Origin of the sequence: Achromobacter sp. Root83, from assembly GCF_001428845.1 — a bacterium.
In the GTDB taxonomy this organism is placed as follows: Bacteria; Pseudomonadota; Gammaproteobacteria; order Burkholderiales; family Burkholderiaceae_B; genus Achromobacter.
In genome coordinates this window covers 326947-343958 of record NZ_LMIU01000025.1, presented here as the reverse complement: position 1 = coordinate 343958, position 17012 = coordinate 326947, and the positions used below count along the sequence as shown (strand labels likewise).

16 protein-coding genes and 1 tRNA gene are annotated in these 17012 nt (G+C 65.0%); 7 read left to right on the top strand and 10 right to left on the bottom strand.

Features of this window, described 5'->3' with window-relative positions; translation table 11 throughout:
* Positions 1 to 60: 60 nt before the first annotated feature.
* Positions 61 to 1479: a transglycosylase SLT domain-containing protein gene (locus tag ASE30_RS24720; protein WP_057286904.1), complete on the bottom strand. Its 1419-nt coding sequence runs from the start codon at positions 1477 to 1479 to the stop codon at positions 61 to 63.
* Between the two features lie 7 nt (positions 1480 to 1486).
* Positions 1487 to 2308: a hydroxyacylglutathione hydrolase gene (gene gloB, locus ASE30_RS24715; protein WP_057286903.1), complete on the bottom strand. Its 822-nt coding sequence runs from the start codon at positions 2306 to 2308 to the stop codon at positions 1487 to 1489.
* A 20-nt stretch (positions 2309 to 2328) separates the two neighbouring features.
* Here gloB and ASE30_RS24710 point away from each other — a divergent pair, with 20 nt between their 5' ends.
* The 6 genes from ASE30_RS24710 (at position 2329) to ASE30_RS24685 (ending at position 8864) form a co-directional block, all read left to right on the top strand.
* Positions 2329 to 3099 (top strand): class I SAM-dependent methyltransferase, encoded by a 771-nt coding sequence (locus tag ASE30_RS24710; RefSeq protein WP_057286902.1) that lies wholly within the window; start codon positions 2329 to 2331, stop codon positions 3097 to 3099.
* A 50-nt stretch (positions 3100 to 3149) separates the two neighbouring features.
* Complete coding sequence (gene rnhA, locus ASE30_RS24705) at positions 3150 to 3611, top strand: ribonuclease HI (RefSeq protein ID WP_057286901.1); 462 nt, start codon at positions 3150 to 3152, stop codon at positions 3609 to 3611.
* Positions 3612 to 3790: 179 nt separating this feature from the next.
* Positions 3791 to 4873, top strand: coding sequence for an efflux RND transporter periplasmic adaptor subunit (locus ASE30_RS24700; RefSeq protein ID WP_057286900.1), 1083 nt, complete (start codon positions 3791 to 3793; stop codon positions 4871 to 4873).
* A 33-nt stretch (positions 4874 to 4906) separates the two neighbouring features.
* Positions 4907 to 8005 (top strand): efflux RND transporter permease subunit, encoded by a 3099-nt coding sequence (locus tag ASE30_RS24695; RefSeq protein WP_057286899.1) that lies wholly within the window; start codon positions 4907 to 4909, stop codon positions 8003 to 8005.
* A 2-nt stretch (positions 8006 to 8007) separates the two neighbouring features.
* Positions 8008 to 8727, top strand: coding sequence for a DNA polymerase III subunit epsilon (gene dnaQ / locus ASE30_RS24690; protein WP_057286898.1), 720 nt, complete (start codon positions 8008 to 8010; stop codon positions 8725 to 8727).
* A 62-nt stretch (positions 8728 to 8789) separates the two neighbouring features.
* A tRNA-Val gene (locus tag ASE30_RS24685) sits at positions 8790 to 8864 on the top strand.
* Positions 8865 to 9196: 332 nt separating this feature from the next.
* Here the strand turns inward: ASE30_RS24685 and ASE30_RS24680 are convergent.
* From ASE30_RS24680 to ASE30_RS24665, 4 genes are all read right to left on the bottom strand, one after another.
* Positions 9197 to 10150 (bottom strand): hypothetical protein, encoded by a 954-nt coding sequence (locus ASE30_RS24680; RefSeq protein WP_057286897.1) that lies wholly within the window; start codon positions 10148 to 10150, stop codon positions 9197 to 9199.
* A gap of 8 nt (positions 10151 to 10158) precedes the next feature.
* A complete protein-coding gene (locus ASE30_RS24675; protein WP_057287063.1) occupies positions 10159 to 11121 on the bottom strand; it encodes a hypothetical protein in 963 nt (320 codons plus the stop codon).
* Between the two features lie 71 nt (positions 11122 to 11192).
* A complete protein-coding gene (locus ASE30_RS24670) occupies positions 11193 to 12041 on the bottom strand; it encodes an NAD(P)-dependent oxidoreductase (RefSeq protein WP_082601721.1) in 849 nt (282 codons plus the stop codon).
* The gene (locus ASE30_RS24665) at positions 12038 to 12760 is read right to left on the bottom strand and encodes a bifunctional 2-polyprenyl-6-hydroxyphenol methylase/3-demethylubiquinol 3-O-methyltransferase UbiG (RefSeq protein ID WP_057286895.1); all 723 of its coding nucleotides are present in this window, start codon (positions 12758 to 12760) and stop codon (positions 12038 to 12040) included. Before ASE30_RS24665 ends, ASE30_RS24670 begins: the two co-directional genes overlap by 4 nt.
* A 533-nt stretch (positions 12761 to 13293) precedes the next feature.
* Here ASE30_RS24665 and ASE30_RS29305 point away from each other — a divergent pair.
* Positions 13294 to 13461, top strand: a complete 168-nt coding sequence (locus ASE30_RS29305; RefSeq protein WP_200964478.1) for a hypothetical protein — start codon at positions 13294 to 13296, stop codon at positions 13459 to 13461.
* A gap of 16 nt (positions 13462 to 13477) precedes the next feature.
* Here the strand turns inward: ASE30_RS29305 and ASE30_RS24660 are convergent, their stop codons facing one another.
* Genes ASE30_RS24660 through gltS form a run of 4 tightly spaced genes read right to left on the bottom strand, consistent with a single transcriptional unit; the run spans position 13478 to position 16967 of the window.
* Complete coding sequence (locus ASE30_RS24660) at positions 13478 to 13945, bottom strand: YaiI/YqxD family protein (protein WP_057286894.1); 468 nt, start codon at positions 13943 to 13945, stop codon at positions 13478 to 13480.
* The gene (locus ASE30_RS24655; protein ID WP_057286893.1) at positions 13945 to 14217 is read right to left on the bottom strand and encodes a hypothetical protein; all 273 of its coding nucleotides are present in this window, start codon (positions 14215 to 14217) and stop codon (positions 13945 to 13947) included. The genes ASE30_RS24660 and ASE30_RS24655 overlap by 1 nt, the downstream gene beginning before the upstream one ends.
* Positions 14218 to 14259: 42 nt before the next feature.
* Positions 14260 to 15756: a TAXI family TRAP transporter solute-binding subunit gene (locus tag ASE30_RS24650; RefSeq protein WP_057286892.1), complete on the bottom strand. Its 1497-nt coding sequence runs from the start codon at positions 15754 to 15756 to the stop codon at positions 14260 to 14262.
* 2 nt (positions 15757 to 15758) lie between these two features.
* Entirely contained in the window at positions 15759 to 16967 is a 1209-nt protein-coding gene (gltS, locus tag ASE30_RS24645) for a sodium/glutamate symporter (RefSeq protein WP_057286891.1), read from the bottom strand.
* Positions 16968 to 17012 lie beyond the last annotated feature (45 nt).

Here is a 17012-nt window from a genome sequence, read left to right as displayed (position 1 = left end):
GCTTCGCGGGCGTGAAAGCGCGGCGCCCGCTGCGGGCGCCGCGCTTTCCGGTCTATGTAATCAGCCGCGGGCGTTAGTGCCCGGCACGCGCAACTGCGAGCCCACCTTCAGGTTGTTGCCCTTCAGATTGTTGAGCGCGCGCAGCGCATCCACCGTGGTGCCGTACTGCTTGGCCAGCCCGAACAGGGTGTCGCCCTGGCGGATCTTGTGGCTGCGGACGTTGGGGCGGGCGCTGGCGACGCGGGCGGCGGGCGCCTGCGCGGCGCGCCCGCGCGGGGCGGCTGCCTTGTTGTCGGACGGGGCCGAATCCAGGGCGCCCACCGGGGCCGCCAGCGAAGCGAGCTGTACGCCGCCGGTGCCGGGCTCGCCGGGCACCAGCAACGACTGGCCCGTGGCCGACTTCTGGCGCGAGCCGATGTCGTTGGTCTGGCGCAGCGACGATTCGGTCACGCCGAAACGCTTGGCGATGGACGCGTAGGACTCGCCGCGGCGCGTATGGTAGATCTTCCAGGCGCTCAGGTCGCCCTTGTAGTTGGTCAGGTTCGCGTTGAAGATTTCGACGCGGTCGGCCGGCAAGAGCAGGGTGGGGCCATGGTCGCCGCGGATGACCGGGCGGTTGAACGACGGGTTCAGGGCCTTGAATTCGTCCAGCGGCATTTCGGCCAGCTTGGCGGCGATTTCAAGATCGATGTCGCTGTTCTTCTGCACGGTCACGAAATAGGGCGTATTGCCCACGGGGGGCAGCGCCACCGCATAGCGCTGCGGGTCCGCGATGATGTTCTTGATGGCCTGCAGCTTGGGCACGTAGTTGCGGGTTTCGTCGGGCATGTTCAGGGACAGGTAGTCCGTGCCCTGGCCGGCCGCTTCATTCTTGGCCATGGCGCGCTGCACCGACCCCTCGCCCCAGTTGTACGAGGCCAGCGCCAGGTACCAGTCGCCCTGCATTTCAAACAGCTTTTCCAGGTAGTCCAACGCCGCGTTGGTCGAGGCGATGGGGTCCCGGCGCTCGTCGCGCCACCAGTCCTGCTTCAGGTTGAAATGCTGGCCCGTGGCCGGCACGAACTGCCACAGGCCGGAGGCCTGCGCACGCGACAGCGCGGTCGGGTTGTATGCGCTTTCCACGAACGGCAGCAGCGCCAGTTCGGTCGGCAGCCCGCGGCGATTGATCTCGTCGACGATGAAATACAGGTATTTGCCTGCGCGTTCGGCCATGCGCTGCACCGCCTCGGGGTGGGACGCGTAGTAGTCGGTCCACTGGCGCGAGAGGTCGGTGTTCAGGTTGGGGATGGCGAAACCGCGGCGGATGCGGTCCCAGGCGTCGGCGGGCGGGTTGGTCAGGTCAACCGTTCTGGACGTATCCCGGGCAATGTAACGCCCTTGGGAATTGGTGGTGAGGTTCTTGCTATCGGGGGCTTTGGTTCCTGCGCAACCGGCGAGGACTGCCAGCATGAGCGGCAGAAGGAGTCGGGATAGATTCATCAGGTGGTCACTTGAAATCGTTCTTCCATTCACGAAGGGAGGCAAAGACCTCTACCGGCGTATTCTGGCCACGGCCAGCCCAGCTTGCTGCCGCGCGGGCGACCTCGGGTTGCTGCGTGCGCAAAAACGGATTGGTCGCGCGTTCCTGACCGATGGTCGACGGAAGCGTGGGGGTTCCTGCTGCTCGTAATTGCTGGGCCCGCTGGTACCACTGTTGCAGGGTACGGTTGGCCGGTTCTACCGCCAAAGCCCAGCGCAAGTTCGCTAGAGTGTACTCGTGCGCGCAAAAAACCTGTGTATCCGGCGGTAAAACGGAAAATTTTTCCAAGGAATCATGCATTTGCGTGGGGGTGCCCTCGAACAGGCGTCCACAGCCTCCGGCAAACAGGGTGTCGCCACAGAACAGCACGGGTTCCACTCCGGCCGCCCGGCCGGTGTAGGCGATGTGTCCGGCGGTGTGACCGGGAACGTCCAGCACGGTCAGGTCCAGGTCCAGTTCGGGCAGCGCCACGCGGTCGCCTTCAACCAGCGGGACGTCGCAGCGCGGCAGGCGCTCGTGAGCGGGACCGTATACGGTAATGTCCGCGATGCGGGACAATTCGGAAACACCGCCCACATGGTCGGCGTGATGGTGCGTGAGTAGAATGGCGCGCAGCCTCAAGCCTTGCTGCTCCAGGAATCGCAGTACGGGGCCGGCATCGCCGGGGTCCACGACCGCGGCCTGGTCGCCCTGGACGATGGCCCAGATGTAGTTGTCGGAGAAGGCTGGCAAAGGCAAGACCGCGGCGTTGCGTTCGCGGCCGCCTGCGGGGGCGGTCAAGGCTTGCATGGGATTCGAAGGAATAAAACGTGGCAGAAGATACTTCGCCGATTGTAGAACTGGCCGAATGGTTCCAGACGCCACCGGGCCAGTACGTCCTGGCCTGGGAGCGGGCCCAGTTCGACGCGGCTGTCGCGGATGTTTTTGGATATTACGCCTGGCAGGTCGGCCTGGCCGACATGAATCTGCTGCGGGCCAACCGGATGCCCTTCAAGGGCTACGTGGGCACCGAGACCCCGGCGCCGGAAAGCGCGGCCGGCTGGCAGTCCCGGGTGGTCGTCGCCCAGCCTGAAGCGCTGCCGTTCGAATCGCAGAGCGTGGACCTGCTGATCCTGCCGCACGCTTTTGAATGCACCCCGGAGCCCCACAATGTGCTGCGCGAGGTAGAGCGCGTGCTGGTGCCGGAAGGGCGGGTCGTGATTTCCGGATTCAACCCCTGGAGCATGTGGGGCGCGCGCACGCGGATGCCCGGCATGGAGCCATGGCTGCCGCAGCCGCCGTCATCCCAGGTATCGCTGGTGCGCCTGAAAGACTGGTTCAAGCTGTTGTCGCTGGAAGTCGATGAAAGCCAGTTCGGCTGCTACGCGCCCGCCTGCCGCAGCGAAAAATGGCTGCAGCGCTGGAGCTTCCTGGAGTCCGCCGGCGCCCGCTGGTGGAGCCTGGGCGGCGCGGTCTACATGGTGTCGGCCGTCAAGCGCGTGGCCGGCATGCGTATCATCGGGCCTGCCTGGAAAACCAAACCCAAGCGCGCGCGCGCCGCGTCGGTGGTGGTCAACCGCCAGGCGGACGACCGCTCCTGAGCGGCCGGGCCGGAACGACTTTGCACAAATTAGGAAAACCAGGCAGCACCATGCAGGACAACAAAACGAACGACCAGAAAGTGGAAATGTGGACCGACGGCGCCTGCAAGGGCAATCCGGGTCCAGGAGGCTGGGGGGTGCTGATGCGCGCCGGCGGCCACGAGAAAACCCTGCACGGCGGCGAACTCCAGACCACCAATAACCGGATGGAGCTGCTGGCCGTCATCGAAGGGCTGCGCGCGCTCAAGCGCCCTTGCGTCGTCACCATCCACACCGATTCCCAGTATGTGATGAAGGGCATGACCGAGTGGCTGGCCAACTGGAAACGGCGCGGCTGGATGACGGCCGACAAGAAGCCGGTCAAGAACGTGGAGCTCTGGCAGGCGCTGGACGAGCAGGTGCAGCGTCATCAGGTGGCCTGGCGCTGGGTCCGCGGCCACGCGGGCGACCCGGGCAACGAACGGGCCGACCAGCTTGCCAATATGGGCGTTGAGGTTGCCCGCCGGGCCTGACGGCATCGGTATATACCCTCAAAACCGCCCGTTAGGGCGGATTTAGTTCTTTCATCCGGCTTCTGGATTGTTCCAGTATGTAAATTCGGGTGCTAAAGTGCCAACCCTCATTCCAGTTCCTGCGGCGTCGTCCGAGTGGGGCATGCTCGGCCCGCGCCGCAATACCGCCACATTCGCGCATGAAAAAAGCAGTACTGCTGGCCGCCGTTGCGGCAGGGTTGGCCGCGGGGGCCGCGCTCGGCGTTTTTGTACCGCGCTGGCTCGCGCCCGCGGCAACGCCTGGCCAATCCGTCAATAAACCCCTCGTGACGCCCGCCGCTCCGGCGCGGGTCGCGGTGGCCGTCGTCCAGGAAATCCCGTTCGCGCGCGGCCTGTCCGCCGTGGGCAGCCTGCGTTCCGACGAATCCGTCGTGCTCAGGCCGGAGGTGCCGGGCCGCATCCAGGCCATCGAGTTCAAGGAGGGGCAGCCGGTCAGGCAAGGCCAGACGCTGATCCGCCTGGACGACTCGGTGCCGCGCGCGGAATTGGCCCAGGCCCGCGCCAATCTCACGCTTGCGCAAAGCCATTACCGGCGCGCGGTGGAACTGCAGGGCAAGGGCTTCGTCAGCCAGCAGGCCCGCGACGAATCCGCCAGCACGCTGAAGGTCCAGGAAGCCGCCGTCTCGCTGGCGCAGGCGCGGCTGGACAAGCTGACCATCACCGCTCCGTTTGCCGGCATCGTCGGGCTGCGCAGCGTGTCGGTCGGGGATTACGTGAATCAGGGACAGGATCTGGCGCCGCTCGAGGCCATCGATCCCCTCAAGGTGGATTTCCGCGTGCCGGAGATGTATCTGAGCAAGGTGGGCGTGGGTCAGCAACTGACGCTGCGGCTGGACGCGCTGCCGGGCCAGGAGCGCCGTGGCGTGGTTTACGCCGTAAGTCCGCTGATCGACGCGGGCGGGCGGTCCATCCTCCTGCGCGCCACCGTCGCCAACCAGGATGCCCTGCTGCGGCCCGGCATGTTCGCGCGGGTGCAGTTGCTGTTCAATCAGGACAAGGCGCTGGTGGCGCCGGAGGCCGCGCTATCGCCGTCGGGCGAAACGCAGTACGTTTACCGGGTCGCGGACGGCGTGGCGCAGCGGCGCGAGGTGACGATAGGCGAGCGCCGCGAGGGCCGCGTCGAGATCCTGACGGGCGTGGCCGCGAACGACCAGCTGGTGGTCTCGGGCCTGCAGCGCGTGACGGACGGCGCGGCCGTGACCATCGTGGGCAACGGCCAGTGACGCCGGCCCTTATCCACTTTCAGCGGTAGCGCCATGCGTATCTCGGAAACCTGCATCAAGCGGCCGGTGTTTGCGTCGGTCCTGTCGCTGATCATCGTGCTGATCGGCCTGATTTCGTACTCGCGCCTGACGGTGCGCGAGTATCCGAAGATCGACGAACCCATCGTGTCGGTGGACACCACCTACAAGGGCGCATCGCCCGAGGTGATCGAATCCCAGGTGACCAAGCCCCTGGAAGACCAGTTGGCGGGCATCGAGGGCGTGGACGTGATGACCTCGCGCAGCCGCTCCGAGCGCAGCCTGATCAACATCAGGTTCAACCTGTCGCGCGATCCGGACGCCGCGGCGGCCGAAGTCCGCGACAAGGTGTCCCGCGCCCGGCGCTTCCTGCCCGATGAAATCGACGAGCCCATCATCGGCAAGGTCGAGGCGGATTCCCAGCCCATCATCTATATCGCCGTGGAGTCGGGTTCATATTCGGCGATCCAGACTTCCGACTACATCAACCGTTATATCAAGACCCGCCTGTCGGTGCTGCCGGGGGCGGCGGAGGTGCGCGTCTTCGGCGAGCGCCTGCCGTCCATGCGCATCTACGTGGATCGCGACAAACTGGCCGCCTACGGCCTGACGGTGCAGGACGTCGAAGCCGCGCTGCGCAGCCAGAACGTCGAGATCCCCGCGGGCCGCATCGAATCGCGCGCCCGCGAGTTCTCGGTCGTGTCGTCCACCGACCTGCAAACTCCCGCGCAATTCGAAGACGTGATCGTCGCCAACGTAAAGGGCTATCCGGTGCGGCTGCGCGATGTCTCGAAGGTCGAGATCGGCGCCGCCAGCGACCGCGTGCTGTCGCGTTTCAACGGCAAGCCCGCCATCAACATCGGCGTGACCCGGCAGTCCACCGCCAACCCGCTGGAACTGTCCAAGGCGGCGCGCCAGGAAGTCGAGCGTCTGAACGAGACCCTGCCGGCCGGCATGAAGCTGAACATCGCGTACGACTCGTCGGTGTTCATCGAACGCTCCATCACCTCCGTCTTCCACACCATCGGTGAAGCGATCATCCTGGTCGTGCTGGTGATCTTCTTTTTCCTGCGCAACCTGCGCGCCAGCATCATTCCCATCGTCACCATCCCGGTATCGCTGGTGGGCGCGTGCGCCCTGATGTACTTCTTCGGCTTTTCCATCAACACGCTGACGCTGCTGGCCATGGTGCTGGCCATCGGCCTGGTGGTGGACGACGCCATCGTGGTGCTGGAAAACATCTACCGCCACATCGAAGACGGCATGCCTCCCAAAGAGGCGGCGTTGCGCGGCTCGAAGGAAATCGGCTTTGCCGTGGTGGCGATGACCATGACCCTGGTCACGGTGTACGCGCCGCTGGCGTTCGCCACGGGCCGCACCGGCCGGCTGTTCATCGAATTCGCGCTGGCGCTCGCCGGCGCCGTGCTGGTGTCGGGCTTCGTGGCGCTGACGCTCACGCCCATGATGTGTTCGGTGCTGCTACGGCACCAGAACAGCCACAGCCGCTGGTACAACCTGATCGAAGGCTGGCTGAACGGCATGAGCAACGGCTACCGGCGCCTGCTGGGCGCATCCTTGCGGCGCCGCTGGCTGGTGGTGGTGATCGGCGTGGTGGTGGCGGCCAGCAGCGGCGTCCTGTTCAAGGTCGTCAAGAGCGAGCTGGCGCCGATCGAGGACCGGGGCGTGGTCTTCGGCATCGTCAATTCGCCGGAAGGCGCCACGCTGAACTACACGCTGGACAGCATGCTGGGCATCGAAAAATTCTATGCCGACATCCCAGAGGCCAGCGGCAGCCAGGTCACGGTGGGCTTTCCCACGGTCACCGACGGCACCGCCATCCTGCGGCTCAAGCCCTGGGAAGAGCGCGGACGCAAGCAGCAGGCCATCACCCAGCAGCTGCAGCCGCAGTTTGCGTCGCTGCCGGGCGTGCGCGCCTTCCCGACCAATCCGCCGTCCCTGGGCCAGTCCGCCCGCTCCAAGCCGGTGGAATTCATCATCATGAGCCAGGCCTCGTACGAGGAACTGTCGCGGCTGACGCAAATATTCCTGACCGAGCTGCGCAAGTACCCCGGCCTCTTGAACCTGGACACGGACCTGCGCCTGAACACCCCGGAACTGCGGGTGCGTGTGGACCGCGACAAGATGGCCGACGTCGGGGCCAATGTGGACACCGTGGGCCGCACGCTCGAGTCCATGCTGGGCGGCCGCCAGGTCACCCGCTACAAGGACGAGGGCGAGCAGTACGACGTGATCGTGCAGGTGACGCCGCGCGACCGCGCCAATCCCACCGATATCTCCGGCATCTACGTCCGCGCGCGCGACGGCAGCATGGTCCAGCTCGACAACCTGCTCGGCGTGCACGAAGGCGTGTCGCCGCAATCGCTGAACCACTTCAACCGCCTGCGCGCCGTGAAGATCGACGCCGCCGTGGCGCCGGGCTACGCGCTGGGTGAAGTGCTGACCCATATGCACCAGGTGGCGCGCGAGGTCCTTCCCAACACCATCGTGACGGATCTGGACGGCCAGTCCCGTGAATTCCGCGATTCGTCGGGCAGCATCTATCTGGTCTTCGGGATGGCCCTGGCCTTCATCTACCTGGTGCTGGCGGCGCAGTTCGAAAGCTGGCGCAATCCCTTCATCATCATGCTGTCGGTGCCGCTGTCCATGACGGGCGCGCTGCTGGCCCTGTGGCTGACGGGCGGCACGCTGTCCATCTACAGCCAGATCGGCCTGATCACGCTGGTGGGGCTGATCACCAAGCACGGCATCCTGATCGTGGAATTCACGAACCAGTTGCGCGACGAGGGCAGGGAACTGTTCGAAGCCGTGACCGAGGCCAGCGTGCTGCGCCTGCGCCCCATCCTGATGACGACCGGCGCGATGGTGCTCGGCACCGTGCCGCTGGCCCTGTCCACCGGCGCGGGGGCCGAATCGCGCCAGCAGATCGGCTGGGTTCTGGTGGGCGGGCTGTTGCTGGGTACACTACTGACCTTGTTCGTCGTGCCGGTGGCCTACACGCTGATAGCCACCGCACGCAAGAAACCCGGCAAGTCCGGCAGCGAAGCGCATCCTCCGCAGACGCCGCCGGCCTCGCAGCCACAAGCGTCGGAATAGCTATGCGCCAGATCATCTTTGACACTGAAACCACCGGACTGGACCCTGCCCAGGGCCATCGCATCGTCGAGATCGGCTGCGTGGAGATGATCAACCGGATGTCCACGGGCAACAATCTGCACCTGTACCTGAACCCGGACCGCGACAGCGATCCGGAGGCGCTGGCGGTGCATGGTCTGACCACGGAGTTCCTGTCGGACAAGCCCCGCTTCGCGGATGTCGCGGACGAATTCGTGAAGTTCATCCAGGGCGCGGAACTGATCGCGCACAACGCCGCGTTCGACGTCAAGTTCTTCAACGCCGAACTCGCCAAGACCGGCCGCGGTCCGATCACCGAATTCTGCGAAACCGTCACCGATTCGCTGCTGCACGCCCGCTCGCTGTTCCCCGGCAAGCGCAATTCGCTGGACGCGCTGTGCGACCGCTTCGGCATTTCCAATGCCCACCGGACGCTGCACGGCGCGCTGCTGGACTCGCAGCTTCTTGCCGAGGTCTGGCTGGCCATGACGCGCGGCCAGGATGCGCTGCTGATCGATGTGGACGACAACGATGGCGCGGGCGGCAACGGCATCGTGCTGGCGAAGTTCGACGCCTCGGGCCTGCCCGTGCTGCAGGCCAGCGCGGAAGAACTGGCCGAGCATGACGCCTACCTGGCGGCGCTGGACAAGGCCGTGAACGGCGAATGCGTCTGGCGCAAGATGGATGCGCCGGTGCCGGCCTGAGCGTGTCCACGCAGGCGACTTGCGCACGTTCAAAAAAACATGCTATTATTTCGCCTCTTTCGGGGTGGTTAGCTCAGTGGTAGAGCACTGCCTTCACACGGCAGGGGTCACAAGTTCGAAACTTGTACCACCCACCAAAGACCCTCGAAAAGCGGCAACAGGCGAAGTCGCCACGGGACGAATCCACAGGATTTACCCATGGCAACAAAGCGGAACCCGTTGCCCTTGTCGGGAATTGCAATCAAGCCAACCTTACGGTTGGCTTTTTTGTTTTCCGGGGCGGATTCGTGGCCTGTGCGCCGTTACGCCGACAGTGGGCAGTGAGGCCAGGCTGCACAGCGGGGAGTGACGGCGGGCAAAGAAAGCGGGCAGCGCGGACAGGCCCAGGCTGCACCCGCCACTGCCGTTGAATCCCGCCGCTGCCGCTAAATCCCGCCGCTGCCGCGGGGCGGTCCATCATCCGGCGTATTTATCTGTCCAGTACGGCGATGCCAAATCCATGGCGTCCGAACTCGTTGCCGTTGTAGAGCAGGTACGCCTTGCCATCCACCTGGAACAGGTGGGGATAGCATTGCATCTGCGCGTCCCAGCCTTCAGCGGAAACGTCTATGCCCGCCAAGCTGTCATCGCGCACCCAGTGTTCCAGGTCGGTGGAATGGGCGTAGCCAATGCGATAGCCGCGGCTGGGGTCCTGCCGGAACCCATAGGCCTGGCGGTAGCAGAAATACATGTGGTAGACGCCGTCCAGGGCGATCACCGTGGGAAGCGCCTGACACTCGTCGGCGTTCAGCCGGTCGCTGATGATCTGTCGTCCATCGCGCCGCCAGTCGATGCCATCCGCCGAGGTGGCGTGGGCAATTTTGTAGACGCGGTCCGGCGGGGCGGTTTCACTGAACTTCTGCCACTTGGTGCCGTAGATGTACCACATGTGATAGACGTCGCCGTAGCGCTGCACGAAGGCATCCGCCACCAGGAACGGCTCGTTCAGCGAGGCCGTCAGCACCGGGCCCGTGCCGTGGCGCTGGAAAGTCTGTCCGGCGTCATGGCTGATGGCAAGGCCGATCGAGGCGTCCGCCGATACCGACACCTTGCGGTTCCAGCCGGTCGTGTAGGCCAGCACCCGATCTCCATCCTGGAGAACGTTGATCGGGAAAATGCCATGCTCATCGAAACAACCCAGCCCGCCCAAGGGCAGCACAGGCTGCGTGGATACGCCAAGCAAGCGGCTCATGTCGCGCGAAAAATCGGCATAGGCGATGTGGCTCAGGTACTTGCCGACGCTATCGCGTTCGCGAGTGGAAAAGTACACCCGAACCCGGTCCGCCAGTACCAGCGTCTGAGGCGACTGGGCAAATCCGGCGCCATTCTCGAGCAGGGTGTGTTCGGTCGGATCGAACAATTTGCCCAGCTTCTTCCATTTCATCGCTGCTTTCATACGCTCTTCGATTCCAGCACCGCCAATCCGAAGCCAGCGCGTCCCATGCCATTGCCCTGATACAGCATGTAGGTGGCGCCGTCCAATTCGAAGACATGCGGATAGTTGACCATTTCCGAATCCCAGCCCGTTTCGGACAAGTTGATATCTACCAGGTCATCGTTGCGCTGCCAGTTCACCATGTCGGCCGACACGGCATATCCGATGCGGTAGCCGCCCTCGCTGCCCTTGTAGTTCCGGATATCGCGGTACGAAAAGAACATGTGGTACTGGCCCTCGCGGAAGATCACGTCCGGGCATGCCTGGCATTCATGCTCGCCCAGCTTGTCGGCGATCAGATCCTGGCCCAGCTTGACCCAGTCGATGCCGTTGTCGGAGGTCGCCATGCGTATCTTGTACACCGGCTCCGGCTTGCCGTCGGTCATCCTCCACTCCTTGCCCGCCACATACCAGAGCTGCCAGCGTCCGTTGAAGTTGCGGATACGCGGGCTGCCGAGCAGGAAAGGTTCATCCGGGGAGTAGGGCAGCACCGGGCCTTCGCCCAGGCGCTGGAAGGTTTCCCCGCCGTCCCGGCTGACGGCCAGGCCGATGGCGGCATTGAAAGGCACCGATTCGCAGCGCGTCCAGCCGGCGTAGTAGGCGCGGATCTCGTCGCCGTTGCGGATCACCGATACCGGATAGGTGCCGAATTCGTCGAAGGTGCCGTAATTTCCCAGCGGCAGTACCGGTTCCTCGCAGACTCGAAGCACCCGCTGCAGATTGCCGCGATCGAGGTCAATGTAGGAGATATAGCTGAGATACTGCCCATCCGGCCCGGGAGCGGGACGCGAGCAGAAATAAACCCGCACGTAAGTGTCCGCGATCAGCACCGAGGGCGACTGCGCGAATTCGTGCATCCAGGTCGGCGTGGTCAGATCCTTGGGATCGAATACTTTGCCGAGTTTTTTCCATCTGAACATGTAAATCTTCCCCATCTCGCCTTAATCAACCGCCAGCCGACGCGGGTAGCGATCTGGCAACCGCACCTGGTTCATGGCAAGGCCCTTCTGCGCGCCGCCTCGCGAGCAAATCCTTCCGTCAGCGAAATACGCGGGAAGTAATCGATCCGTTGATAGAGCGAATCATCCGAGGCAAAGGCGTTGTCGCGAGTGTCCGGTTTGGACGGATCGAAGCGGACCGTGCCAGCGCTGCCAAAGGCGGCGATCGCCGCCGCCGCGATTTCGGAAAAGCGTGCGTTGGACAGACTGGCGCAATCGTAGCGGCCTTCAACGCGCTGTTGCACCACGCGGGCCAAGACTTCGGCCACATCCGCAATGTGTATGTAATTGCGCTGGGCGTCGTGGTTGCCGTTAAGGACGATGTCTTCGCCGCGTTGCGCGCGGTCCAGAAGCATGTACACGAACGGCTGGTGGCGGCGGAAGGATTCGCCTTCGCCATACATTTGTGCCGGACGCACGATCGCCAAGGGCAAGCCGGCGCTTCGGCAATAGAGCTGCGTCAGTTCTTCGCCGTGGCGCTTGGACAGGGCATAGACGTTGTGGAACGGAGAATCCTGGTCGAGGGCCGCGAAAATGCTGGAAACCTGTACCAATTGACCCACGCCAGCGCGGACGCAGGCGTCGGCCAGCTTCAGTGCGCCCAACACGTTCACGTCTTCGGCGGCCAGCATATCGGCGAAACTCTGTCCGCCAAAATGCGCCCCAAGATGAATGACCGCATCCAGGCCCGCCGGAAGCGCCATGCGCTCGGCAGGCCAGGCCAGGTCCAATTCCATATCGCAGCCGCTGCGCCCCGCCGTAAGGACTTCGGCAAAAGGCGCCAGCGCAGGGCGTAGCGCCTGCGCCAACATAGAAGTGCCACCCGCGAGAAGTATCTTCATCGGACCGAAATCTCCGCAAGCAGGCCGCAACTGAGTTCCGGGTAGCCAATGCCAAGTTGGCACAGCGCGTCGATGATCTTGCGGTCCAGGTGAAGGGAAGTGATCTGGGCCGTGGTGAAGGGCTTCAGGTAAATGCCCTCCAGCAGGTCCACGCCGCAGCCCGCCTGCGTGATGTCGGCGCTGAACGTCGCCACGTCGTAGTAGCGCTTGTGGCCGAGGAGCACGTCGTTGTCGGACAGGGTGGTCACATCGTCGAGCAGCCCGGCCAGATTACCCAGCCGGCGATTCATCACTTCGGCGTTGGGCACCGCCAGGAACATTTTGCCGCCGGGGGCGAGAAAATCGCGGAAGCGGCGCAGAATCAATACGGGGTCGTCGACGTGCTCCAGGATGAAACCCATCACGATGACATCGAAGCGTTCGTCGGTGGCGAAGTTCTCGAACCAGGTTTCGACGATTTCGGCGCGGCAGTCCGGGTGCTTTTCACGAAAATTGCCGATCACCGCCGGGGAGCCTTCCAGCACGACGTGGCGCTCGAAGCGGGAGGAGAAGATGTCGGTGGTATAGCCGTGGCCCAGCCCCAGTTCAAGCAAAGAGCGCGCTGACCCGGCGTGATGCAGGATCCGCTGCGGATACCAGGTCAAGAGAATCTCGTTGTCGAAATCGTAGAGATTGTCCCCTTGGTATGCAGCAACATGAACGTCCAGCTTGTTTGTCATAGCGTCATTAGTCCATCTAAATGGGTTCAGGCATGCATGCATCGATACACGGCCATTTTCGAGCGGCTTCAAGCCGGCGGCGTGTTCAAACCAGGCGCAAGCGCCACAAGGCGCTTTCCTCGGTCGGCAGGCAGACCGATGCAGGCAGCTGAATTCGCGAAAATCGGGCGGCTTTGGCCGTCCGCCGTGCGAAGCAGGGCTTCAAGCGCCACCCGGAAAATTCTGCCCAGCTCAAGCAAGCCAGCGGTCTGGAATCAAAGGGTAGGCGAGGGCGTGCACTTTATACTACAAGAGTAGACCGTGAGGGATGCCACTTTTTGCCGGGACGGGTTTTGCGCGGACGGTCTGTAACCGTTCGGCGGCCCCGGGTTTGCCCCTTCCGCCAGTGCCCTTCGGCGTGGCAGTCAAAGCAAGCCGCCGGCGCTTGATCTCGCGCAAGCAGGCGGCACGCCGTTGCGGGGCCTCGTTTCCTGCCTTGTCTATCATGAAGTCAGTACCCCCGTGGTCCTGCGCCGTGCCAACCGGAGACCTCTATGCATACCAGCACCAACACCATGTTGATCATCATCGTCACGGGCGTCGCGCTCATGCTGGTGGGTTTCGGGCTGCGTGATCGCAATCTCGGCATGGGATTGATGGGCCTGGGCCTCATCACGGCCATCGGCTCCATTCTGTATAAGGCCTACATCACCTTCTATTGACGCCCCGCGACCCCGTTCAGCCCTTCTGTGCCGTTTGGCGCGCAACCCGCGCCAGCAGGGTGTCGAGCTGGTTGGCGAAGGCCTTGCGGTCGGCCTGGCTGAACGTGGGCGGGCCGCCCGTGTCCACGCCGCTTGCGCGCAGTTCTTCCATCATGTCCCGCACCGCCAGCCGTTCGCGGATGGTCTCGGGCGAATAGCGTTCGCCGCGGGGATTGAGCGCCATCGCGCCTTTTTCCAGCACCTGCGCGGCCAGCGGGATGTCCCCGGTAATGACCAGGTCGCCCTTGTCCGCGCGTTCGACGATGTGCGCATCGGCCACGTCGAAGCCGCGCGGCACCTGCACGGCGCGGATCAGGGGCGAAGGCGGGGTGTAGAGCGCCTGGTTGGCCACCAGCGTCAACGGCACCTGCCAGCGCTGCGCCGCGCGGAACAGGATGTCCTTGATGACCGCGGGGCAGGCGTCCGCATCGACCCAGATGTGCATCAGGCTTGTTCGTCCAGCGCTTTTTGCAGCACGTCGGCCACGATGTCGTTGGTCGAGACGCCGCGTTCCGCCGCCAGGGCGCGCAGCTTGTCGGCGTGCGCCTGCGACAGTTTCAGCGGGAACGGCACCAGGCCGGCGGCTTGATCCAGCTTGCGTTGCTCGCGGCGGTCGGGCGCCTGCGAGGCCGTACCGAAGCGGTCCGGCGTGGCGGACTGCTTGAGCTGGCCAGCCAGCTTCAAGGCCTGGGTCTTTTGAAGATCGAATTTATTCATGAGAATTCCTGATAAGGAGCGCCATCATAAGCGCAACCGGCCTCAGCGCGGTTTGGCGTGCTCCAGCCCGGCGATGCCTTCTTCCGCGCCGTCGTGCAGCGGCACGGTCAGCCCGCGCCGGGCGGTGGCCACCGACACCTGGGAGCCCTGGGCGGAGCCGGCGGCCAGCAGGTCCTGGCCGGTCTGGTAGACGGCGCGCACAACCACCAGCGCCTCGTCTCGGGTCAGGTCGGTGGTGGTGAGCATCAGCGCGGCCGTGCCGACGGTGGGAATGCGCTCCGGCTGATTGGGATAGGTGCCGGCGGCGATGTCCAGCGGCATCAGCGCGTTGTTTCCCGCCGTCAGCGTCTTGATGGCGGCAGGGTCCAAGGGCAGGAGCTTGAGCTGCGCCGGGATCAGCGCGTCGCGCAGCGGCGCGGCCGGTACGCCGATCACCTGGGCGGCAGCGTGCACGGCGCCGGAGTGCAGCGCGGGCAGCGCAGCCGCGAACGCGGTGTCCACCACCTGGTAGTCGCGCCCGGCCTGCAGGCCATGCGCCGCCAGCACGGCCTCCAGAGTGGTGCGCACCGCCGACCCCTCGGGGCCCAGCGCGATGGTCTTGCCCTTGAGGTCTTGCACCCCGCGCAGCGCGGGATCGTCGCGCACGACGATGTGGACCATTTCCGGGTACAGGCTGCCCAGGGCGCGCAAGCCCGTGAACGGGCCCTGTGCGGCGAACGGGCCCTTGCCTTCGTAGGCCTGCTGGGCGGTATCGGCCTGGGCCAGGGCGACCACGGCGTCGCCGCTGCGCAGCAGCGCGATGTTGTCCGCGCCGCCGCCGGTAATAAGGGGCGCCACTCGGATCTGCCGGGCCCGCGCCACGTCGCTCAGGGCGCGGGCAAAGGCCAGGTATTCGCCGCGGTCCGGGCCGCCCGCCAGCGGATAGCCCTGCTGCAGCCGGGACAAGCGGCCATTGATACGCGCCACCGAACGCTCCAGTTCTTGCTGGACCACGTGCTGCGCAGTGCCGGAGGCGGTGTAGGCGACGGAATGGGTGATCTGGTCCAGCGTATCCAGCAACTGGCGCGTCACCGTCGGCGGGGCGCCGGTGTCCAGCGAGGGGGCCTCCGCGGCCTTGAATCCGGCTGGCGTCACGAGCTTCCAGGCGCCGTCTTCTTGCCGGTAGATGGCGCTGGCGTGCGCCACGATGCGGTCTCCGGCCAGGTTGCCGCCGGACTTGACGCCGGTGATGCTGCGCGGGCCGGCCCCCAGCAGGGTCACCAGCGATGCGGCGCCGGGCTGGTCCCAGGCGCCCAGCGAGATATCGCGGCCAAGTTTCAGTTCGACGTTGTAATAGACCACGCGACGGGTCTCGCCCGCGGGCGCGGTGCTGTCCCTGGCAGAACCCATGCGCCGGAGGTCGGCGACGCCGAACACGCCCGGGCCATAGGTGGAGGCCAGGCTGCGTTCCACGTCGGCGCGCAGCGCGTCGGCGTCGGGCGCGCGGCCGCAGGCCGCCAGCAGCAGGCAAAGCGCAAGAATGACAAGGCGTTTGAACATGCTTACATCCCTCCCACGAACGGCAAGGAGATCAGCGACGTCAGGACGATCACGTTCAGGATATCGACCAGGAACGCGCCGGTGACCGGCACGACGATGAAGGCCTCGGGCGCGGGGCCATGGCGGCGCGTCAGCGCCTGCATGTTGGCGATGGCCGTGGCCGTCGCGCCCAGCGCAAAGCCGCAGAAAGCCGCCGACATGATGGCCGCTTCGTAGTCGCGCTTGAGCAGGCGGAACACCACCCACGCGGCGTACAACGCGCAGAACAGCGTCTGCACCGCCAGCATCAGGGCCAGCGGACCGGCCAGCCGCGCCACGCTGGACAGGTCCAGCGTCATCATCGTCATGGCAAGGAACAGGGACAGGGCAATCGTGCCGATGATGTCGGTGGCGCGGTCGTCCAGCTTGATACCCACGAGGGGGCCCGCATTGCGGATGAGCACGCCGGTCGCCAGGCACCACAGAAAGTTGGGCAGGCTGACCGGCGCGTCCTCGACCAGGGCCGCCAGCAGGCCGCCCACGACCAGGCAGACAAAGGCCGCGGTCAGGGACATGATGAACGAGCCGGGGTTGGGCGGCTGCCGATCTTCGTTCAGATCGGGCGCGGATTGACCGGCGCCGGCGGCGTGATCGAGACTGCCGGACAACTTGTGCCGCCGCATGATCCATTCCGCCACCGGGCCGCCCACGATGCCGCCCAGTACGAGGCCCAGCGTGGCCGCCGTCATGGCCAGCGGCATCACATCCTGGATGTTGTTGAAATCGGCGAACCGCGTTGCATAGGCCGCGCCCGTTCCATGGCCGCCCACCAGCGTGATCGTGCCGCCCAGCAGGCCCATCAGCGGATGCATGTCCAGCAGCCAAGCCATGCCCAGTCCGACCGCGTTCTGCAGCACCAGGAACGGAATGAGCGCCAGCAGGAAGGCGATCAGCCGGGGGCCGCCCTTGGCCAGCAGCTTGAGGTTCGCGGTGAGCCCGATGCAGCCGAAGAACAGCAGCAACAACGTGGGCTTGATGCTGGTTTCCAGCGCAACGGACACGCCGCCCCAGGTCGCCAGCAGATACGCGAGCACCGCGAATAGCAAGCCGCCGACGATGGGGTCGGGAATGCTGTACCGGGCCAGCAGCCCTATCCGGGATGTCATTACGCGCCCGATAACGAGCACAAGACAGGACGCGAGGAGGGATTGAACGGGCGAAAGGGAAATCATAGGAACCTTCGCGCCCCGCCGGGGCGCAGCAAATTCAAACTATCC

Bases quoted from the DNA above. Each gene is read 5' to 3' on its own strand.
- gloB (WP_057286903.1), bottom strand. From the start codon at position 2,308: ATGCAAGCCTTGACCGCCCCCGCAGGCGGCCGCGAACGCAACGCCGCG.
- ASE30_RS24700 (WP_057286900.1), top strand. From the start codon at position 3,791: ATGAAAAAAGCAGTACTGCTGGCCGCCGTTGCGGCAGGGTTGGCCGCG.
- ASE30_RS24650 (WP_057286892.1), bottom strand. From the start codon at position 15,756: ATGTTCAAACGCCTTGTCATTCTTGCGCTTTGCCTGCTGCTGGCGGCC.
- ASE30_RS24720 (WP_057286904.1), bottom strand. From the start codon at position 1,479: ATGAATCTATCCCGACTCCTTCTGCCGCTCATGCTGGCAGTCCTCGCC.
- ASE30_RS24695 (WP_057286899.1), top strand. From the start codon at position 4,907: ATGCGTATCTCGGAAACCTGCATCAAGCGGCCGGTGTTTGCGTCGGTC.
- ASE30_RS24655 (WP_057286893.1), bottom strand. From the start codon at position 14,217: ATGAATAAATTCGATCTTCAAAAGACCCAGGCCTTGAAGCTGGCTGGC.
- ASE30_RS24680 (WP_057286897.1), bottom strand. From the start codon at position 10,150: ATGAAATGGAAGAAGCTGGGCAAATTGTTCGATCCGACCGAACACACC.
- ASE30_RS24665 (WP_057286895.1), bottom strand. From the start codon at position 12,760: ATGACAAACAAGCTGGACGTTCATGTTGCTGCATACCAAGGGGACAAT.
- gltS (WP_057286891.1), bottom strand. From the start codon at position 16,967: ATGATTTCCCTTTCGCCCGTTCAATCCCTCCTCGCGTCCTGTCTTGTG.
- ASE30_RS24670 (WP_082601721.1), bottom strand. From the start codon at position 12,041: ATGAAGATACTTCTCGCGGGTGGCACTTCTATGTTGGCGCAGGCGCTA.
- ASE30_RS24675 (WP_057287063.1), bottom strand. From the start codon at position 11,121: ATGTTCAGATGGAAAAAACTCGGCAAAGTATTCGATCCCAAGGATCTG.
- dnaQ (WP_057286898.1), top strand. From the start codon at position 8,008: ATGCGCCAGATCATCTTTGACACTGAAACCACCGGACTGGACCCTGCC.
- ASE30_RS29305 (WP_200964478.1), top strand. From the start codon at position 13,294: ATGCATACCAGCACCAACACCATGTTGATCATCATCGTCACGGGCGTC.
- ASE30_RS24660 (WP_057286894.1), bottom strand. From the start codon at position 13,945: ATGCACATCTGGGTCGATGCGGACGCCTGCCCCGCGGTCATCAAGGAC.
- rnhA (WP_057286901.1), top strand. From the start codon at position 3,150: ATGCAGGACAACAAAACGAACGACCAGAAAGTGGAAATGTGGACCGAC.